Source organism: Oceanospirillum multiglobuliferum (assembly GCF_900167095.1).
In the GTDB taxonomy this organism is placed as follows: domain Bacteria; phylum Pseudomonadota; class Gammaproteobacteria; order Pseudomonadales; family Halomonadaceae; genus Oceanospirillum; species Oceanospirillum multiglobuliferum.
Genome location: NZ_FUXG01000011.1, coordinates 84,360 through 104,255, shown reverse-complemented (window position 1 = coordinate 104,255; position 19,896 = coordinate 84,360). Strand labels below are relative to the sequence as shown.

Genomic DNA, 19,896 nt, shown 5'->3' with positions numbered 1-19,896 from the left:
CTGAAAGAGTTGCTTAGATAGGATCTACGCAACTCTTTTTTATTACGCTTAGCCTTCTGAATAACAACATACCCTATTACGCCCTTCTGCCTTAGCTTGATACAAGGCTGAGTCTGCACAATGTAAAGCTTGCTCTAAAGACTCCTCTTCACGCGAGAGATGTACACCAATACTTACGCTCAAAGGTAATACTCGATTGTTACTAGCACTACTCAAACTCAGCTGAGTAACTAAAAGTCGAATGCGCTCTGCCACACTGAATAGCTGCTTATCATTAGACTGAGGCAGGCAGGCTAAGAACTCATCACCACCCCATCGTGCACAAAATCCTGAGCTGGCAACCTGCTCATTTAACACGTTGGCGATCTCTTTCAGTGCATAATCCCCTTGTGCATGACCATAAAGGTCATTGATCTCTTTAAAGTAATCCACATCTAACCAAATAAAGCCAAAACCTGCTTGATTATCAATCAAGGCTGATTCTAAGTACTCAGACATACCTCTACGGTTCAATAACTGAGTCAGTGTATCCGTTTGGGATAGGCGCTCTAAAGCTTCTGTACGCTGCTGAACTTTGGCCTCTAATTCTAATTTGGACTCGTGAACTGATGCGGCCATCTGGCTAAAGTGCATCATCAAAGCACCTATCTCACCTTGGCCTTCCAATTGATGATTCAAAGGCTGCCCTTGTTTGACCTGCGCCATTGCTTGCTCTAAATGACGTAACGGTTTCAGTACCGTTCGCCTCAAGAATAAATTGAATAAAATAATAAGGCTTACAATAGACAGTGCGTAGACAATGAATATGCCAGAGAACTTCGAGATAGGTAAAAGCTTGGTAATATCAATAAGCGTAACTTCGTACCAGTCAAGCTCAGGAATATAAGCAATAGCCATCAAATTACGCGTATTCTTCACCATCACGAAATCACTCACAACAAGGTCTCGTTTAGACCTAGCTTGCTTTAAAGCTTGTGTTAGCTTTTCTTTATCATCTGGAGAGTCTAGTAGCTGATGTGCGGTAATTTTTTGTACGTGATCTTTACTGATGGAGGCAAAATTAATCATTGAACGATCATGATAGAGTTGAATAGCTGCATCAGAATCAATAAATAAGTTAGTAACCCCCTCATCTGTTGAGGCCACAATTTCGTTCAAAAAGCGTGTTAAGTTTAACCCCGTACCCACAACACCTAGTACCTTATTACCATCCATCATCAGAACATCAATCCAAAGCTTTGTAACACCTAGCGCTACATCAGGATTAACATTGATATGAATATTTCTACGCTGCTCAATTAACTTGAAAAACCAACTGTCTTGAGGACGTGAAGAGTCTAATAGATAGCGTAATTGCCTGCCTGCATAGGTATTGTTGCTGTCGTTATGGAAATATTCACCGCTTTGCTTAATCGCCACAAAGTAGTTAGCTTCAGCAAAGGTAAAACGGAAGTTTTCCATCTCTTGTATAGCAGTGGCACGTAGAGCAGGGTCGTCAGGGTTCTCTGCAAATGCTCTGATCACTATAGAACTGGCAAACTGACGAGATAGGACAATTTCTCGCATGATGGGTTGTAAAGTGCGCTCACGATCAAACAAAATTTGCTTCTCAGCATAGCGTACTGCCCACTGTTCAATAATATTTTCAGCCAGAGATTTTACTGAGGCCCAAACAGCCAAAAACGACACGACTATCAACACCAAGGAAAAAATAATAAAACGCAGTCTCAGCTTCATTTGTAACCTAACCTGAATAAATGGGAACATGAATGAGCAAAGCCCTTGCGTCCTTGGGCTGATGGACAGGGAGTCTTAAGCCTGTGCCGAGTAGAACTCGATATTAACATACCGATAGGAATGTTTAAGACCCAAAGCATATCTTATTAGATTTAGATAAGTTATATGGCTGCCCATCTGAATAAGAACGACATAGCATGTGTTGAATTAGTTTTTCTAACCAACTCAACTAGTTGAGGCGTAGTTTCAGTCATAAAGGACTAGCCTAGACACTTTTGTTTTTGTACAATGACGCTCGTTTTAGGGCCTATAGCTCAGTTGGTTAGAGCAGTGGACTCATAATCCATTGGTCCCAGGTTCAAGTCCTGGTGGGCCCACCACCGAACACAAAACAAAAAGCCGTGTAACTCTTTGAATTACACGGCTTTTTGTTTTCTAATCGCTTCTCAATGAATTGCCAACTTTATTCCCTTACTAGAATAACTCAATACTACTCGTATCTAGATTGGCGCTATTCACCCTATTTCGCCCCATCTCTTTCGCTTGATAAAGCGCTTGATCTGCGATTCTGAATATTTCGTCAGGTTCATCAACTGAAAAGTGATCAATTTTACAGCTGTATAAACCAATAGAGATTGAAACTTTACCCAAATTAGCATTATTGATGTGCTCAATATTGAGGTTTTCAATTTGTGCTCTTACTCTCTCAGCCAAGGCTTGAGCAGATTCCAAATCAAGCGTTGAGAGTACTGCAAACTCTTCACCACCTAAGCGGTAGCAACTGGCCATTTCTTTATCGCAACAATCTTGAATAACCGCTGCTGTTTCAGACAATACGGTATCGCCTTTTTGATGACCGTAAGTATCGTTGTACTTTTTAAAGTTATCGATATCTAAAATCATTAAACTGATGAAGCCATCTTGAGATTTGCGCTGCTGGAGGAGTTGCTCAAAATTCTGATTGAAATGGCGACGGTTATACAGGCCCGTTAAAGCATCTCGAATAGAAAGTTCTATCACCATTTTATGGTCTGTAATGTCTTGATGAACGGCGATAAAGCCACGCATTTTCCCATCAAGATCATAGTCAGGGGTGATCGAAGCCTGCACCCAATAAAGCGAGCCATCTTTCCGGCGGTTGCACATTTCACCTTGCCAGCTTTTACCCTGTTGAATGGTTTGCCAAAGATCTTGGTAGGTCTGGTCATCAGTATTGGGGTGGCGTACAAGATTGTGGCTATTACCGATCAATTCCTGTCTGCTATAACCCGATATTTCACAGAAAGCATCGCTTACCTCAAGTATATTGCCTTGAATATCGGTTCTAGAGGTAACAACGTAACGATTGATAATCATCAGATAACTTTTCAGCCGATGATCTGAATGACGTTCAGCCTGCTGGGCACGACGCAACCTTCGCCATAAAAAGCTTAAGGCTAAAAATAGAGCTAAGAATGATATAAGAGTCGTGATATAAGAAATTATTGTCATGCCGTCAAATTATGTTGTTGTGCATGAATTAATCTATAAGTGAATTCTTTTCAAAAAGATAGAGAGCGAACAGACATTTTCTCTCTATCTTTATTGTAGCTCACTTATTCGCTGACTTGTGTCAGCTTAATTTCGCTTTCTAGTGCGGGTGTTAAGGTTTGAATAACAGACTCTGGCGTAATGACTTGCAAGCAACGGTTATCTTCGCAAGGCGTTTTTCGATGATTGCTTGCACTGACACAAGGCGAGCAGGCCAAGCCAGCAAAAATTGCTGTTGAGTTCCCAAGGGAGCTATATAAAGCAGGTGTTTCTGGGCCAAAAATTACAAATGTACGTAAAGGCGTAACAGATGAAAAATGTCCCGGCCCTGAATCGTTGGTCAACATTAACGTGCTGAGATAATAAAGCGGTATAAGTTGCTGAAAGCCTACTTGGCCTGCAAAATTAATACAGCGCTCATGATTAACCTGCTGGCGTAATCTTTCAGCCTGAGCGGACTCACTTGGTGCGCCTGTGATGAGCACTAGAGTATCAGGGTAAGATTGCACAATATGTTGCATTACTTGCACAAAGTATTCTGGCATCCAGCGTCTTTGTGGTAACAGGTCGCTGGCATTAGGGTTTATCAAAATAATCCTGTGCGAATCAGGCTGATAAGCTGGGTAGCAGCCTTTAATCTTATCAATAACCTGCAGTTTATCTGTCTCACTACAAGTTGCCTGAGCAATTTTTACTTCAGCATCTTCAATTTTAATTTTGCTAAATGGTATTTCTTCCCGTTGAGCAAACGCAGCGTGAATTAATGCCATAAAGTTCTTCGCGATATGAATATGCGGGTTGTAGCTCACTTTATGGGTCAGAAAGTTACCGCGATATAGACCTTCATTATGAAAACCATCATAACCCACACGATTAGTAGAGCCACTTAACCCTGATAGTAAAGCGGTAAAGCGTGAGAACAACTCAAGATCGACTGTTGTATCAATCTTATTTTTACGGCACCAAAATAGAAACTTCAGGCTATCTAACGCTAAATCAAACAGATTGCTGCTGCCCAGTTTAAAAATATTGGCTTCAGGCACCGTTTGCAGTAAACGCAGGCTATGAACATTATCTTTAAATATAACAAAAAATAGCTCAGCACCCTCTGCTTTAGCTTTGCGCATTGCAGGATCAGCAATAATTGCACTGCCCATTTCTGAAAGTTCAATAAAGAGAATATTGCGTGGACGCTGCCGAATTGGTTTACTGATAAGCGCTTTGACTTTGAACCACAGTCCCAATAAAAAACACAAGGGGATGCCCACATGGTGGTCAATTTTGCGCATTGTATCTACTTTCATAATAGAGAGCTGCCTTAACGCGTTTAGATTGAGCGGAAAATAAGTGTACGAGCACTGACGAAGTTAAACATCATACCTGCTCCTACACCGGCAATTAAAGCCAGAATTTTATATTGGTCAAAAAACTCAACGTAGGTAACCAACAAGTAGTAAGTTCCCCAGTTCAACCCAAAACCTACGCCACCTGTGATGATATAACCCACCCACTGAGTGACTTTCCGGCCATGTCGGCGATGCTTAAAAGTAAAATTACGATTCCAATACCAGTTCCAGCTGGCTGAAAACCAAAATGACATACCACGGGCAGTAAGGTGTGGAATACCGAGCAGCCATTGCAAAAGATAGTAGATTGTTACATCAACTAAAAAGCCTGAAGCTCCCACTGTACCAAACTTAAGAAAATCATTAATTATAGGATAGCGTCGACGATAAGCATTAAAGAGCTGCATTGGCGAGGCTGATGAAGGTTGTTGACTCATTACTGATTTTGCTCGGCTGAATTTGCAGTCTCTTGCTTGAGATTACAAACATAAAAATGGAAACGATTTACCAGTACACTGCTTTGATAAGCAGGCTGGCTAGAATGATACTGGCAGTTGAGATTGTCTGGTGCCGTGGGGATAGGTGCATCAAGTGCTTTTTGATCATCGACAATAAGTACCCCCTGCTCCAAAGGATCAGCTTCGCCATACCAAATGTGGAACTGCTTGTTACGTTCAGATAACACATTTAAAGGTGTTGGATAGGCATACCAGCCTACTCGACTCGCCTCTGTCCAGCTCGTAACAATAATACGACCAGTATAAGGCTCTATCTGTTCCATCACTGGTGAAGCGTTAGTCTCAGGCAAACTGCTTAATAGTGCTTTAGCGCTTTGTGCAGCCTCAGCCCAACCATCAAAGTCCTGACGTGTTGAGCTGACTAACTTCGCAGGTAATAACTGGGGTAAAGCTAATATCATAAGCATTGTAAGCGTTAGAACAACGCTTAATGCATAGCTAAAAATTTGCAATCTACGCCAAATAGCTTTTTTCCAGCCAGCCAGCAGTGCCGTCATCGCCAAAGGCGTTAATAACCCCCAACTCACCATCGTCCAATGGGGTAATGAATGTCCCTTGCCAGCGGTAATGCCAAACAACAGTAATATGGGAAGTGAAAATAGGGCTACGGCTCTAGCTTGACGCTGTTGCAGCGTCTCGGCTTTTAGTGACAGCGTTTTAATACCGATATACCAACCTGATATATAGAGCGCTGAGCCATACAATACAAATTGAGCCAATTGCAGTAATGCAATATTAGCAAAGTCCCACTCACTTTTACCCGTACCATGTTCGAGTTGATAACTAAACGAGATCCACTGATTGTCAGCATTCCAAAACAAAATAGGGCTAATCAAGGTCAATGCGATGATAGCACCTAGCCAAGGCCCTCTTTGCAATAACTCTGGCAAACGCCTTTCCATTAGCATGACAAGCGCTATCGACAACACCAAGGTGATCGCCGTGTATTTAGAAAGCGCAGCAAGTCCCAAAATAGCACCAAGCTTAAGCCAAATCACCGCACTTTGTTTAATTGGTGTTTCGATCAGATCTAGCACTAAATGCATTGTGAGCAAACTGAACAGCAATAAGGGGATTTCGGGTAGCACACTCATGCTAATCAGCTGATTCAATGTCGCCAAGTTAATTAAAGCAACAGAAAAGAAACCTGCATAAGGCTGCTCTGGTGAGAGTCGGCAGGCCAAACGATAAAGCACAAAGCAAATAGCTAACCAAATGATCAAAGCCCAAGCCCGCAGTGCTAACTCGCTGTCACCTAAAACAGATAGAGCTGCAAACTGAAGCCAACCCACCATAGGAGGATGATCAAAATAACTTAAAGCAGGTAGTGCGCCATACAAAGCATAGTGAGCTTCATCAATGGAAAGAGGAAGGAGCGCAGCGGTAAACCCATGCAACAATGTCACTACTGTTAATAGTACGGCGGTATATTTTACGGGTTTGGAATGCATAGGGTATGATCCTTTGTTAACCATACCTTGAGTAAAGCTAAGAGATATTGGTTAAGCGGGTTTTGAATCCAAAGCCAATAATAAGACGTATTAGCTTAAGTGGACGCGCAGACTTCTATCAGCTGCACATGATTCAAGTGGTGCCCCAAGCAGGAATCGAACCTGCGGCCTTCCCCTTAGGAGGGGGTTAAGGGCGTATATTACCACAAACAAGCATAAACAAGAAAACTCAAAATATCCCTTCAAATACAATCAATTAGCTGATTTTCACTGTATACGCTTGTTGGTGCTTGTTGACATTAATGGGTGCCGCTCTGTATCTATGCTGTATCTAATTTTAAAACTAGGTACAGAGAGATGGTAAAGACAACTGAAAAAATCACTGCTAAAAAACTACAGCAAATTGCCCGAGCCATTTCAGCAGACCAACCAACGAAAGATATTTTTGATTCTGAGATCCAAGGCTTTCATGTTCGGTCTGGTGCAAAAAGCATTAGTTTTAGAATCAAATACCAAGCCCCAAACAGTAATACCCAGAGAATCTACACGATAGGCCATTACCCAAAAATAACAGCAGAGCAAGCCAGAGAGCAGGCAAAAGACCTATTAGGGCGAGTCGCTAGAGGGGAGGATGTTCAAGAAATTAAGCGAAGTGCTAAAAAAGAATCTGACCTGCAAAAACAGCAAACGCTAAAAGCCTATCTATGGACGCATTACAAGGTATACCAAGACCGACACAAAAAGGGCAAAGAAACCCTGTCGATGATCAGCAACCATTTTACTGATCTGATGGGCAGACCTTTATCAAAAATCACCTCAAGAGACATAGAACGATGGCAGGCAACCAAAGAGGCTGAGGGTTTGGCATGGGGAACCATTACTAGAATCTTTGGCGCGCTTAGAACCATGCTCAACCATGCCGCCACCAAAGGGTTTATTGATAGCAACCCTATCAAGGGATACAAATTAACCAAGCCTGCTATGACGGAAATCGAGCTTTCTAAAGCTGGCGCTAGTCGCAGGTACCTAGAGGCTTACGAAGTCACCGCACTATTCAAAGCACTAGACGACTATCAAGAAATTAAACGCCAGCAACGCAGGAACAGCCGATCACATGGAAAGTTACGATTACCTGACTGGGATGTTATGACGTATGTTGATCACGTTAAGCCTATGGTGTTGATGATGTATTACACGGGGTTTAGGTCTGGGGATATGTTCGGCTTGAGATGGGAGCACGTTAACCTAAACTTTGCCACGATCACCAAGACCATAGAGAAAACAGCTCACCATAACCCTGAGCCACGTTCATTCCCGATCAGCAAGCCGTTAGTAAAAATACTGACCGACTGGCACCAGCAACGAGGCAAGCCAATAAGCGGCTATGTATTCCCCTCTGAGCGTACAGGTGGCCGCATGAGTAAAAACGCGATGCAAACGCCTTGGGCAAAAATACGCCAGTTGGCAGGTCTACCCACAAAGCTAGTGCTCTACACCTTGCGCCATAACTTCGCTAGTCAGTTGATTATGGCGGGGGTCGATCTGTTGGCCGTATCTGAACTGATGGCGCACAAGGACATACACACCACGATTAAGAATTACGGCCACCTTAGACCTGACCACAAGCGCCATGCTGTTGATCTGTTTGCAAATACCGCACTGATGCCCAGCGACACTACAGGCTTGCCAGAGGTTAAGGCGGTCACGAATTAAGGGCGGGAATAGTTAAATTAATTTTGGGGAGCTATGTTTTTTAGGTGTAACAGGTGTAACAAGTGTTACAACATTGATTTATAAGGGCTTTAAGCGTTACACCTAAAGAAATAGTAGGTGTAACAGGTGTAACACTTTTTAATCCTATGGTGTCTACTAAGGAAGCGCCAGTAAGCCAACCCGCCTAACCCTTTCCTTATTTGCGCTTGTTGCCTGTTGTATAGCTGTGATTATATACAGCAACGGTTAACCATAGGGTGACGGCCTGAAAAGCAAAGCAACCCTCTTTGCCTTGGTTAGCCGATCTAATGAGGGGGTGCTGGTAAGGGTTCAGCAAAATGGAAGTGACCAAGAAAAATATTGATTTAAGTTGGTATAAGCACAGCAATTACGAGTATTTGGAAAGCTGTTCTTTGTATGAACTATACCAACAGTTATCGGCTAGGGCGCTTTTACGGGATATGCTGCCAACGGAAAACGAATGGGTTTTATCTCACTGGGAGCAGATCAAACAAACAGGAAAAATAAGCCTATCAGATATGGGTTACCAAATTGATATTGCCACGACCAAAGAAACACCCCGAACCGCCTTGGTTTCGCCCATCTATGTTAGTCAAGTCGAAGAAATGGCAGAGGCGGTAATTAGGGCTAAAGAGACAATGCTTTTTCTGGCCGAGCAAGCACAACAAGAGATTAACGACAAATACGACATAATAGATTCCTTTGGAGATGAGAGGATCAGAGAAAAAAGCCTGTCAGCAGATACCAAAAACTTTAGGGATGGGGGCTTAGATGACACCTATATGCTGCTAAAAGAGCGCGCCAGCCTGCCAAAATACGATATTGACCACATGGCTTATGACGTTGCCCTATTGAATTCTTGCTCTGGCGTTTGCAAAGGTAGAACTGAGGTTCATTTATCAATTGACCTAGCCGCAACTAACAAAGAGATACTAAGAGATGTAAAAGCCTTTCTTGAGAAATACAGAGAGATCATAGGCATATATCCGCCAGAGCCTAAAAACCTAACTATTGAGAAAGTGATAAATGACAGAGTTATTCCATATATTGATTTAACTATATGGGATTCTTTAGAGGGGCATGGAATTTTAACCGATGCTTTAGCCGCTCAGATTCTGTTCTCTTTTAACAATGGCGTTAAAGAAGTTAGAAGCGCAGACAAGGTACAAAGAGTAACTGCCCCTAATGCAGAAAAGGCATTATCTGAAACATTTTTAAATAAGCTCTATGCAGAAATGGCGATAGAAAATATTAACCAGCCATAAACTAGAAACCAAAACTTGCGGCAATAATTAGTTTTAACTAATTGCTACAACATCCTTCAACATGAAATTGAGGCGGTTTTGTTAAATTAAAACCTGTAGAGAAAGCAATCTAACTCCCGCTTAACCTTGCCCTCACGTTAAACAACAAAGAAACGTGAGGGCAACACATGACCGCACCAGAAACTAACACCACACTTAAAACCAGTGCTCAAGCCGCTGAAATTTTGGGCTTTAGTGAATACACCATTCGTTTAAGTCGTGCCACTGGAACACTGGCAGGCGTAGAAGCCCCGCCATTCATTAAAATGGGGCGCAACGTTCGTTATAAGAAAAGTGACCTAGATAATTGGCTGGCGCAGTTTCAGACCTTCACCAACACCGCACAGGCCGCAATGGCGGTTGCATAAGGGGAAGGTGACAAGATGACGAAGCAACAACCAGCGCCCCCCGTTAAGAAGGCCGCCAGCCGTAAGCCACCGAAAAAGATTATAGCCTTACAGTATCTGATGGCGCGATCACTGATTCAGTTGGAAGCGTTGAGCCTGTACGGGGAAACCTGCTTACACTCAACAATCAGCGAGTTAAGCAATACCCACGGTTTAACCATTGAGCGCCAGCCAGAGCCGCACATTCACCAAGATGGCGGCACAGCATACTTTACCCGCTACACGTTGGCCGAAAGTAGCCGCGCTGATGCTGATAACTTGGTTAAGCATTATCTCGCAAAGGTGGCCGCATGATGACCACACCTAACACGCATTGTGTATTGCCTTCTGTCGGTGCTGTCGTTAGTATCGGTGGCGCTGGACTAGACACCCAGCACAGCAGGCGGATTAGACACCCGCAGGCAGTATCTGAACAAGGAGAACATAATCTCCCTAATGACAAATTTTTGCACACTGGCCTTAAGCTGGTGCGCTTTGCCCTGTTTTGGGGGGATGGATTGGGAGCCAAGCGGCTTGACCGCGAAGCCCCCCGCTGCACCTTCCTTGTTCGGTGCTGTCTTGCGGCTGCCAATCCGCCCTTTGTTTTCAAAATGAACAAGGGGTTCCATCCCATGATCTACACCTTTCTTATTGCCCCCAAGGGCTTAAAGCTATCCCAGCTTAACCGCGTCCGTTTGGTGAGCTGTTACGCCCCCACGCTATCTGTTGCCCGTTCTGCATTCGTTGGCCTGTCGTTGGCGCTAGTCAGCCGTAAGCCTCTACAGCATGGAGGCCGCACACAATGAGCCGCCATGACTTAATCAAAGATATTGCAGAAGACTACAGCACCCGTTTTTTTGAGATTGGTACAGCGGTTTATTCAATCGCTAACCTGTTGGCTCACTCAGAGGTTGACCACGAAGCCGCACAGCTAAGCGGCAATGACCGCCTTGGGCTTATCTACGCCTTGCGCCAGCTTGGGCACCATACAGTTGAAACAACGGGGAGTTTTGACCGAGACGTTAACAGCATCAAAGGGGCGAGGGGCAAAGCATGAGCCATACACCAAACAACCAGGCGTTTATTGAGCACTACAAGACCACCTTGTTGAACGACTACGCACAGCAGCTAATGACGATCAGCAGGGGCAGCCGCACCATTACCAAACTGGCAACGCTTAATTTTGAAAACGTGCCATTTATGACTGAGGCCGATACCTTGGGTTTAATGGATGCCTTAAGCGTGATGGCAGCACAGACCGCAGAGGTGGCCGCACGTATCGAGGACATGAGCGAAAGCCTATACCCAAGCAATGACGATGCAGAACAAGCGGCAACCGCTGGCGCTAGTGGGGTGAGTCATGAGTGATGATTGGTTAATCGGAATGGTAGAGGATCAGTTCAAGGCGGCCATGCTCAAAGACTTGGGAGCCGCCCCCAATCACGTCAACCCCAGCAAGATTACCCGCTTTGATGATCCCAAGGGCAAGCGCGGCAACAACGCCTGTTATTGCCAATTGTTTTTAGATGATTGCCACCCAGCGGGTTACTTTGGCAACTGGCGTACAGGCCATTATCAAACATGGATTTGTGGCGGTAAGCCATCCATGACCCGATCAGAGCGCAAGCTATTTGATCAAAAGCTGGCAGAGGCCAAAAGGCAGCGGGAACAAGAAACCCGCCAACGCCAACAAGCCGCCAGAGAGAAAGCATTCAAACTAATCAGCCGTGCGACCCCAGCCGATCCGCAGCACCCGTACTTAGTCAATAAACAAGTTGGCGCACATGACCTAATGCAATTGGGTAACACCTTGCTTGTACCGCTTTTTGCAGATGATCAACTGGTGAATCTGCAACGCATCTACCGAGACGAATCAGGCCAAATACAGAAACGCTTTTTATCGGGTGGCCGTATGGCTGGCGCTTTTGCCTTTATGGGTTTATGTGACGCACCAACTGCAGTTTATATCTGCGAGGGATGGGCAACCGGTGCGACCATTTACGAGGACACAGGGCAGGCCGTGCTTTGTGCCATGAATGCTAACAACCTTAAAGCCGTTGCCACCTTTGCCCGTAATCGGTGGCCTAGTGCCGCACTCACTGTATGCGCTGATGATGACCGCCTGTTAGCCCAACGCGAAGGAATAAACGTGGGCATGGTGAAAGCCCGTGAAGCCGCCATAGCCACAGATGCCCTACTGGTTGCGCCTGATTGGCCTATTGGTGCACCTGAACATCTAACCGACTTCAACGACCTAGCCAACTGGATGAACGGGGGGAGCCTATGACCAACCCGACTAAAGACAACCCCGTTAAGAAAGCACCGCTAAAGCTAAAGGTCATCAACACCAGCGACACACCGCCAGCCGATACAAGCCTAGTCATTAAAGAGATTAAGCGCCCCTGCTATGGCGCTTATGATGATTATGTGCGCTTTGCTGATAGCGCCAGCATTCACCCCAACAGAGCGGGTTTGTACTGGCACGACACCAACAGAGAAGGCAATCCCGTAGACGTATGGATAGGTGAACCGCTACACGTTGAAGCCATAAGCCATGACGAGCACAAATACAATTTTGGCCGGTTGCTGCGCTTCAAAGATACAAACAACTATTGGCGTGAATGGTTAGCCCCTATGGCGCTATTAGCAGGTAACGGGGACACACTTAGGGGCGAACTGTTGAAAATGGGCTACGTGTACAACGACAAGGCCAAAAGCCACCTAACCCGCTACCTGATGAGCAGTAAACCGAGCGCCCGTTTAGTCGCTGCAACCCGTACAGGCTGGCATGGCGATAGAGCCGCCTTTGTGCTTCCCGATCAGACCGTTGGTGATGCGCTCTACAGGTTCCAATCAGAGGGCAGGTACCAAAGCTACTTTGCCCAAAAAGGTACGGTTAAGAGCTGGCGCGGATCCGTGGGGAAATACTGCGAAGGCAATTTGATTTTAATTCTGTCGGTTTGCACCAGTTTAGCGGGAACCTTATTACTACCTGCGAAACAGCAGACCGAAGGGGGCGCAGGGCTTCACCTTGTGGGTGATAGTTCTAAGGGTAAATCTGTTGCGCTTTATGTGGCCGCAAGTGTTTGGGGCGCGCCTAATTTTAGACGGGGCTGGGCAACAACGGGCAACGGGGTAGAGGCACTGGCCGCCAGTTTAAACGATAGCTGTCTGATACTGGATGAACTCGCGCTCAGCGACCCAAATGACGTAGGTAACATGGTTTATCTGTTAGCCAATGGTAACGGCAAGCAGAGGGCGGTTAAAACAGGCGGTATGCAAACGTCCGCAAGTTGGCGCTTGATGGTCTTATCTAATGGAGAGGTCACACTACCCGCACACATGGCGAAAGCTGGACAACAGGCCGCAGCAGGGCAAGAGGCAAGGCTTTTAAGCGTTCCCGCAGCCCTTAGGCGCTATGGTGCTTTTGACGACTTACACGGCTTTGAAGATGGCCGCACCTTTGCCGATATGATACAGGCCGAAGCCGCCAGCCATTACGGGCAAGTGGGGTTAGCCTTTATCAGTGAATTAGCCAGCTACCAAAAGAGCCTACCCGAGCAATACAAAAAGCTGTTGGCGCTGGACGACTTTAAATCCAATGACGGAGCGGAATCTAGGGCGGGTGGAACCTTTGCCCTGTTGGCGCTGGCGGGTGAACTGGCTACCGAGTTTGGCTTTACAGGCTGGCAAGAGGGTAGCGCACTACTCGCAGCCATAGAGGGCTTTAACCTTTGGCGTAATGAACGTGGCCAAGGCAACACAGAAACCCGTCACATACTCACCAGCATTAATGAGTTCATAGAGGCGCACGGGGATAGCCGATTCTCCAACCTACAGTACACCAACCCGCAAAATGACAAGGTGATAAACCGCGCAGGGTACTATCAGGATACCGAAAAAGGGCGGGTGTTTTATTTCAACTCAGCAGCACTTAAAGAAGCTGGGGCGGGTTATGACATTAAGACCATTGCCAGAAAGCTAGACGGGGAAGGGTGGCTCTATGAGAAAAACAGCGATGGTAAAAGCTCAGTATCAAAGCGTGTAGGAGGCCGCCCAGTTAGGCTATATGCTGTATTACCAAGCTACAAAGGGTACTAGATATGGGGTTAAGCGAGTTAATCAACACCTACAACAACAGGCAGGGCACTACAGCTATTGCACCCAGCAAGCCAACAAACCCCGCCTTTGTGCTGGCGCGTGACAACTGGCACAGGCACTACTTTAAATGCAAGTTATGCCAAGTACAGCACCGCAGCCCCAAACACAGGCCGCCTACTAACTTATGCTTAGAAGGCCAAAGTCTTAAGCAGGCATACAAAAGCGCCAGCCATTAATCAGAAACCAACAGACGAAAAAAAGCCCAGATCAGTAGTGATGCCGATCTGGGCTATTTGTTGGCCTTCAATGAGGCTCTGAGGCGCACTATAAGCCGTTGGCCGCACTCACACAACCCAAACACCTAAACGACACACCTAGTGACACGCTAGAGGCTTCTAATAACAAGGGCTGTAGCGGAAGCACGGCACACCAAACGACACACCAAGACCAAAGCGCTACAGGATCAAACCGGAGACACATCAATCACAGGTATATAGGGTCGTTCTGACCTCTTTAGGGTTGTTCTGACCTCTTTAGGGTTGTTTTAACCTTATACCTGCGTATCCGATCTTGGGTGCAGATCATAAGCTGGCGCACATTGGCAATAAAACCCAAGGTACTTCCCAGCGACATTTTGAACGCCACGGGGACGCAGAGTCGCGGTTATTGGCTAAATTTCGGGGGTAGAGGGTCGTCAGCAGCACCGAACCCAACACCGCATTGCAGAGCCTTTTTGTGGTGCCGAAGGTGCCGAAGCCAACACGGCCAGCGACCAACACCAAACCAACACACCACGACCAAAGCGCCACAGGATCAAACTAGAGATACTGTCTCTAAGTTAAAGACAAAATCTGTCTCTAAACCAGAGACACATCAACTACCCACGACACCCCAAAACAGGGCTAAGCAGACAATGAACGCACAACGAGTAGGGGCGGCTCAAAAGTCCAAAGCTCTATAGGGCGAATGACCGCACCCTTAGCTGTATTTTTTTATGTGCGAAATAAGAAAAATTTTCTCAGTGGGTTTGACGGGCAAAACATAAAGGCCAACATAAAGGCCAACCCGCAACAGCTCCCAAACGCCCACTAGATCAGCCACCAACACAGGCACAGATCAACAAAAGGCCAACATAAAGGCCAACATAAAGGCCAACCCGCAACAGCTCAAAACAGGGGTGCGCAGACAATGGGCAGACACGCAACACACCCAAGGCAAAAAAGCCGCCCAGTCGATATACTGGTTAAAAATACAGCATAGAGATTCCCGCCATGATTCTAAGCCTACCAAGCCGATGCAAAACGCCAGCCTGTAAAAGCCTCACTACTAGCAAAAGCGGTTATTGCAAAAAATGCAGATTACCCCCTGAACCCCGTCAAGGTAACGGCTACCCATTCCCAGCCGCCTAGAGATCAGACCGCCAACACAAGCGCCAACGCTTACAAGGGTGGCCGATTTGACCACGCCTAACCCACTTCAACAGCCTGTTGAACTTGCCCACCTGATTGACACAGAGCGCCAGCAAAAACACCAAAACCTATAAACCATGCGGGTTACAGGCCGATTCGCGCCACCACAACAAAGGCAACCTGTTACACCTGTTACACCAAGCCTTTTAAGTGTTACACCTTGGAAAGTTTATATAAATCAACGCTGTAGCACCTGTTACACCTGTTACACCACCAAAAGCTAAAAGCTGAAAAAGATTTAGAAAATTAGGCTCAAGTGCTGGCGCTAATTTGGCTGATACAGAACGCCTAAAAGTTGGTGCCAATCTGACCAATGGGGTACGCATATTGAGGGGGTTGGAAAATACAGTGGGATGGGAGCTTGGGAGAGGCTAAACTTTAGGGGTGTTTGTTTGTCTTAGTTTGTGCCGCCCTGTATCTATGCTGTATCTAATTTTAAAACAGGGTTTTTAGGCGATTTACACAGACTTGCAACACATTGTTTTATAAGGGTTTATTGGTGCCCCAAGCAGGAATCGAACCTGCGGCCTTCCCCTTAGGAGGGGGACGCTCTATCCAACTGAGCTATTGAGGCAAAATATCAAGAGCGGGCATTATAAAGAGTTAACCGCAAAATACCAAACAGAGGATTGATTGATGTTAGACACTGCACCATTGTTAGCGGAAACTGACTTTCCAACAATTTATCGAGGCCCGCTCAGTGTATTGCAGGTGAATTTAGGTTATCGCTGTAACTTAAGTTGTGTACATTGTCATGTTAATGCTGGGCCAAAGCGTACAGAGATGATGTCTAGAGCCATTATCGACAATCTTTTACAGCTTATTGATAAACGAAAAATAAAAGTATTAGATCTGACTGGTGGTGCGCCTGAAATGAACCCTGAGTTTCGTTACCTTGTAAAAGAGGCGCGAGCAAGGGGCGTACAAGTTATAGATCGTTGCAATCTTACTATCCTAATGTTGCCAGAATATGCTGATCTAGCAGAGTTTTTGGCCGAAAATAACGTCATCATAACCGCATCACTACCTTGTTACTCAGAGCAAAATGTTGAAGCCCAGCGTGGAAAGGGGGTTTTCGCTGACAGCATTGCAGCGCTACAAAAGCTTAATGCGCTAGGCTATGGCATTGAGGGTGGGCACTTAACGTTAAACCTTGTCTATAATCCTAGTGGTGCTTTTCTACCTCCAAGTCAGCAAGGCTTACAACAGGCTTATCAAAAAGAGCTTGGTGAAAACTTCGGTATTCAGTTTAACGAGTTATTAACCATCACCAATATGCCCATTAGCCGATTTGGCAGCACGCTATTGTCAAAAGGTCAATTCGAAACCTATATGACACTACTGAAAGACAACTTTTCTGAGCATAATTTGCAGAACCTAATGTGCCGATCCCTAGTCAGCATTGATTGGCAGGGCTATGTATATGATTGTGACTTCAATCAAATGCTCAAAATGCCCATGATCGCTTCTGATCGCAGCAAAGTGCATGTCAAAGACCTATTAGATATTGATATTCAAGATAAAGAGATTCGCATTGCAGACCATTGCTATGGCTGTACTGCTGGGCAAGGTAGCAGTTGTGGTGGTGCGTTGGCTTAATCTTCTGTATTCAATACATAAAGAAGTAAGAGGTAGAAATTGATCAGTATTATCGTGCCCGTTTTAAATGAGGCTGAGGGTTTGGCCTTGCATTTACAAGCACTACAAGCATTTAGAGTTGAAGGGCACGAGCTTATTGTCGTCGATGGCGGTAGCACTGATCAGAGTGTACATATCGCACAACCTCTATGCGATAAATTACTGCACAGCCCCAAAGGGCGGGCGCTACAGATGAACGCAGGCGCAGAGCACGCTGAAGGCCACTTACTGTTGTTTCATCACTGTGATTCTACTCTACCTCCCGATGCATTAAGTTTATTAGCACCTATCGCTAATGCTCAGCCTTGCTGGGGGCGCTTCGATGTTCAGCTAGACGAACGTAAAGGGCTGCTAGCCTTAGTTGGGCATATGATGAACTTACGCTCTCGATTAACAGGTATAGCAACAGGTGACCAGAGCATTTTTGTCAGTCGGCAACTATGGCGTCAAATAGGTGGTATACCGATACAACCCTTAATGGAGGACATTGAACTATCTACACGTCTAAAAAAGTTACAAAAGCCAATTTGCTTTCATGCAAAGGTAACGACTTCTGCACGTCGTTGGCAGAAAAATGGCACCATAAAAACAATTCTCTTTATGTGGCAACTGCGTCTACGTTATTTCTTCGGTGACTCACCTGAGCATTTAGTACGGCTTTATTACCCTGATGTTAAGCCCGCTAACCATCACGCTCATTCCAAGACTGAGCAGGTGTCAGGCTCATCATCTCAACCTTAAATGAACCAGCTTATGCGTTTTCAAAAAACAGCCATTCAATTTGCAAAGGCCCCTGTGCTTGGGCAAGTTAAAACTCGCCTGCAAACTCAGCTCAGCGCAGAAGAAGCCTTGGCAGTTCACTGCGAGCTTACTGCTTTAACCTTTTCGCTACTCACAACCACAACAGCTGACCAGATCCACTTACAAATTGCAGGAGCAATAGACGATAACTTCTTTGCACCCTATCACCAACATCCTAAGGCACAGGTACAAGTTCAAGTCGACGGGGATTTAGGCGTAAAAATGTGTGTAGCATTAAATCAAGCGCTCCGCACCAGCAACGTGGCTTTACTTGTAGGTAGCGACTGCCCTGTATTGACACGGGAAGTTATAGAGAGGGCTTTTCATGCCTTACTTACACAAGAGAACTCATCCGATTTGGTATTAATTCCCGCTGAAGATGGAGGATATGTGTTGATAGGCAGCCGCCAGCCACTACCAGAGCAGCTGTTTGAAGGAGTTGAATGGGGGGGAAGTAAAGTACTAAAGCAAAGCTTAGCTTGCATTGAAAGGGCAGGACTTAGCGTGATTACATTTGAGCCACTTTGGGATATTGATCGCCCTGAGGATTTAAGGCGCTGGCGAGCACTGAGCGAGGCTTTATTCAGCGATACCTAAACGACGGGCATCACGTTGAAGAAAAGCCACATAGCGGTCAATTTCACGCTGATTGCGGCCATCTGGGCTTAAAAAGCGAAAACCGCACTGAGTTATCTGCTTATGTTCATCATATACAGCATGTCGAGCCTCTGCGGAGCAAAGTACTGACGAGTCGAATACTGCTTCAGGAAGGTCAAAGCTTACTTCGTCAAATACTTCAAACTCTTCAAATGCAGGCTCGACCAAATATGAAAATTCAATTTTGCAGCCAGTTGAGGATATGTCAATCAAGCTACCTATTAATGGTCGCTGACGCTCATACGAAACTAGTTTAATTTCTGCACGGTTGGCAATGCTGATGTGAGCACGAAAAGCATCACGGCGCTGCTTATAAAGCGCTTTGTTTGGCAAGGCTACTTTGTAGATTGCAGCACCATTGTTATGACCTGCGGCAACAACTTTATTGCCACTGAACAACACTTGTACGCCTCGGTCATTGGCTCGGATGCTAAAGACATCACCTGCTAGAATACGCTTGTTACCACTGGCAGGCGCTAACTCATCTATTAGAAAGTAGCCTTCATCAAGGTCAACTTTTAAAACAATACTGGTATAGACTTGTTTGCTATCGCCACGAAAAACAATAGACAATGCAGAGCGATGCTTCTGCAATGAGCGCAAAATAGCAAAGATACTGGCTTGGCGGGTGATGATGTGTTTTTCATCATCTTTTGATGTAGTGGTAATGCTGATAGCTTCATTGCCAGACATAGATTAGCCCCTAATGTGTATTAAGCAATGCTAGCTATGCTTGTCCAATGATCCGAGAAGTTGTCGCAACCGAACGCCCTTTGGCATTGTAAGTTTTAGTAGTACGTGCATTACTACCACTTTGTACAATACCTAACATCATATCGACCTGTTGCAAACCTCGGTTAATGACCATGCCATTTGCTTGATTAAGCTGCTGTATGTCATTATGCAGATTAACCAACTGCTGCCAACCCTTATTTAAAGCATTGGCATGTTGCTCAGGCAAAGAGGCAATCAAAGACTCCATACCCGCTTCGTCAATACTAAAACCCATACTGCTAATCAGGCTGTTTCTAGCTTTAATATCGCCTTTAATCTGCTCTAAGCAATGTTCTTTTTGCTTAGCTAAAGACTCAATTTGATCTAAATCTCGAGTTTGCAATGCCAACTTCTCATTCTCAAGGCAAAGCTTGATAGCCTTCAAATTTTGAATGCTATCAAGTAAATGCTGTTTGATTTCAGATGGAAGTTCGGGTTTCACTGCTAACC

The 19,896-nt window shown here is 45.4% G+C and carries 19 protein-coding genes and 2 tRNA genes; 13 read left to right on the top strand and 8 right to left on the bottom strand.

Features of this window, described 5'->3' with window-relative positions:
• Positions 1 to 48: 48 nt before the first annotated feature.
• Positions 49 to 1,737: a diguanylate cyclase domain-containing protein gene (locus tag B5D26_RS09205; protein ID WP_159445636.1), complete on the bottom strand. Its 1,689-nt coding sequence runs from the start codon at positions 1,735 to 1,737 to the stop codon at positions 49 to 51.
• A gap of 303 nt (positions 1,738 to 2,040) precedes the next feature.
• Between B5D26_RS09205 and B5D26_RS09200 the strand changes: the two genes are divergently transcribed.
• A tRNA-Ile gene (locus tag B5D26_RS09200) sits at positions 2,041 to 2,117 on the top strand.
• A 94-nt stretch (positions 2,118 to 2,211) separates the two neighbouring features.
• Here the strand turns inward: B5D26_RS09200 and B5D26_RS09195 are convergent.
• The 4 genes from B5D26_RS09195 to B5D26_RS09180 form a co-directional block, all read right to left on the bottom strand.
• Entirely contained in the window at positions 2,212 to 3,228 is a 1,017-nt protein-coding gene (locus B5D26_RS09195) for a sensor domain-containing diguanylate cyclase (protein ID WP_078745447.1), read from the bottom strand.
• Positions 3,229 to 3,332: 104 nt separating this feature from the next.
• Complete coding sequence (locus B5D26_RS09190; protein ID WP_078745446.1) at positions 3,333 to 4,571, bottom strand: glycosyltransferase family 9 protein; 1,239 nt, start codon at positions 4,569 to 4,571, stop codon at positions 3,333 to 3,335.
• A gap of 23 nt (positions 4,572 to 4,594) precedes the next feature.
• Positions 4,595 to 5,050, bottom strand: coding sequence for a GtrA family protein (locus B5D26_RS09185; protein ID WP_078745445.1), 456 nt, complete (start codon positions 5,048 to 5,050; stop codon positions 4,595 to 4,597).
• The gene (locus tag B5D26_RS09180; protein WP_159445635.1) at positions 5,050 to 6,582 is read right to left on the bottom strand and encodes an ArnT family glycosyltransferase; all 1,533 of its coding nucleotides are present in this window, start codon (positions 6,580 to 6,582) and stop codon (positions 5,050 to 5,052) included. The genes B5D26_RS09185 and B5D26_RS09180 overlap by 1 nt, the downstream gene beginning before the upstream one ends.
• Before the next feature lie 357 nt (positions 6,583 to 6,939).
• Between B5D26_RS09180 and B5D26_RS09175 the strand changes: the two genes are divergently transcribed.
• From B5D26_RS09175 to B5D26_RS09135, 9 genes are all read left to right on the top strand, one after another.
• The gene (locus B5D26_RS09175) at positions 6,940 to 8,295 is read left to right on the top strand and encodes a site-specific integrase (protein WP_078745443.1); all 1,356 of its coding nucleotides are present in this window, start codon (positions 6,940 to 6,942) and stop codon (positions 8,293 to 8,295) included.
• Between the two features lie 338 nt (positions 8,296 to 8,633).
• Positions 8,634 to 9,581 carry a DUF6387 family protein gene (locus tag B5D26_RS09170; protein ID WP_078745442.1) on the top strand — a complete coding sequence of 316 codons (948 nt, stop codon included), beginning with the start codon at positions 8,634 to 8,636 and terminating at the stop codon, positions 9,579 to 9,581.
• 167 nt (positions 9,582 to 9,748) lie between these two features.
• Positions 9,749 to 9,988: a helix-turn-helix domain-containing protein gene (locus B5D26_RS09165; RefSeq protein WP_078745441.1), complete on the top strand. Its 240-nt coding sequence runs from the start codon at positions 9,749 to 9,751 to the stop codon at positions 9,986 to 9,988.
• Positions 9,989 to 10,003: 15 nt separating this feature from the next.
• Positions 10,004 to 10,321 carry a hypothetical protein gene (locus B5D26_RS09160; protein WP_078745440.1) on the top strand — a complete coding sequence of 106 codons (318 nt, stop codon included), beginning with the start codon at positions 10,004 to 10,006 and terminating at the stop codon, positions 10,319 to 10,321.
• Positions 10,318 to 10,812 carry a hypothetical protein gene (locus B5D26_RS16060; RefSeq protein WP_139776579.1) on the top strand — a complete coding sequence of 165 codons (495 nt, stop codon included), beginning with the start codon at positions 10,318 to 10,320 and terminating at the stop codon, positions 10,810 to 10,812. The genes B5D26_RS09160 and B5D26_RS16060 overlap by 4 nt, the downstream gene beginning before the upstream one ends.
• Positions 10,809 to 11,063, top strand: coding sequence for a hypothetical protein (locus B5D26_RS09150; RefSeq protein ID WP_078745438.1), 255 nt, complete (start codon positions 10,809 to 10,811; stop codon positions 11,061 to 11,063). Before B5D26_RS16060 ends, B5D26_RS09150 begins: the two co-directional genes overlap by 4 nt.
• On the top strand, positions 11,060 to 11,374 hold the full coding sequence (locus B5D26_RS09145) for a hypothetical protein (RefSeq protein ID WP_078745437.1): 315 nt from the start codon (positions 11,060 to 11,062) through the stop codon (positions 11,372 to 11,374). Before B5D26_RS09150 ends, B5D26_RS09145 begins: the two co-directional genes overlap by 4 nt.
• Entirely contained in the window at positions 11,367 to 12,293 is a 927-nt protein-coding gene (locus B5D26_RS09140) for a toprim domain-containing protein (protein WP_078745436.1), read from the top strand. Before B5D26_RS09145 ends, B5D26_RS09140 begins: the two co-directional genes overlap by 8 nt.
• Positions 12,290 to 14,107 (top strand): DUF927 domain-containing protein, encoded by a 1,818-nt coding sequence (locus tag B5D26_RS09135; protein ID WP_078745435.1) that lies wholly within the window; start codon positions 12,290 to 12,292, stop codon positions 14,105 to 14,107. Before B5D26_RS09140 ends, B5D26_RS09135 begins: the two co-directional genes overlap by 4 nt.
• Positions 14,108 to 16,073: 1,966 nt before the next feature.
• Here the strand turns inward: B5D26_RS09135 and B5D26_RS09125 are convergent.
• A tRNA-Arg gene (locus tag B5D26_RS09125) sits at positions 16,074 to 16,150 on the bottom strand.
• A 62-nt stretch (positions 16,151 to 16,212) separates the two neighbouring features.
• Here B5D26_RS09125 and arsS point away from each other — a divergent pair.
• The 3 genes from arsS to B5D26_RS09110 are packed head-to-tail and all read left to right on the top strand — an operon-like array spanning position 16,213 to position 18,612.
• Positions 16,213 to 17,175: an arsenosugar biosynthesis radical SAM (seleno)protein ArsS gene (gene arsS, locus B5D26_RS09120; RefSeq protein ID WP_078745433.1), complete on the top strand. Its 963-nt coding sequence runs from the start codon at positions 16,213 to 16,215 to the stop codon at positions 17,173 to 17,175.
• 39 nt (positions 17,176 to 17,214) lie between these two features.
• A complete protein-coding gene (locus tag B5D26_RS09115; protein WP_078745432.1) occupies positions 17,215 to 17,955 on the top strand; it encodes a TIGR04283 family arsenosugar biosynthesis glycosyltransferase in 741 nt (246 codons plus the stop codon).
• 12 nt (positions 17,956 to 17,967) lie between these two features.
• The gene (locus B5D26_RS09110) at positions 17,968 to 18,612 is read left to right on the top strand and encodes a TIGR04282 family arsenosugar biosynthesis glycosyltransferase (protein ID WP_159445634.1); all 645 of its coding nucleotides are present in this window, start codon (positions 17,968 to 17,970) and stop codon (positions 18,610 to 18,612) included.
• Here B5D26_RS09110 and B5D26_RS09105 read toward each other — a convergent pair.
• Complete coding sequence (locus B5D26_RS09105; RefSeq protein WP_078745430.1) at positions 18,595 to 19,365, bottom strand: flagellar brake protein; 771 nt, start codon at positions 19,363 to 19,365, stop codon at positions 18,595 to 18,597. The two genes, B5D26_RS09110 and B5D26_RS09105, sit on opposite strands and share 18 nt — an antisense overlap.
• A 34-nt stretch (positions 19,366 to 19,399) precedes the next feature.
• Positions 19,400 to 19,888 carry a flagella synthesis protein FlgN gene (locus B5D26_RS09100; protein ID WP_159445633.1) on the bottom strand — a complete coding sequence of 163 codons (489 nt, stop codon included), beginning with the start codon at positions 19,886 to 19,888 and terminating at the stop codon, positions 19,400 to 19,402.
• Between the last annotated feature and the right edge of the window lie 8 nt (positions 19,889 to 19,896).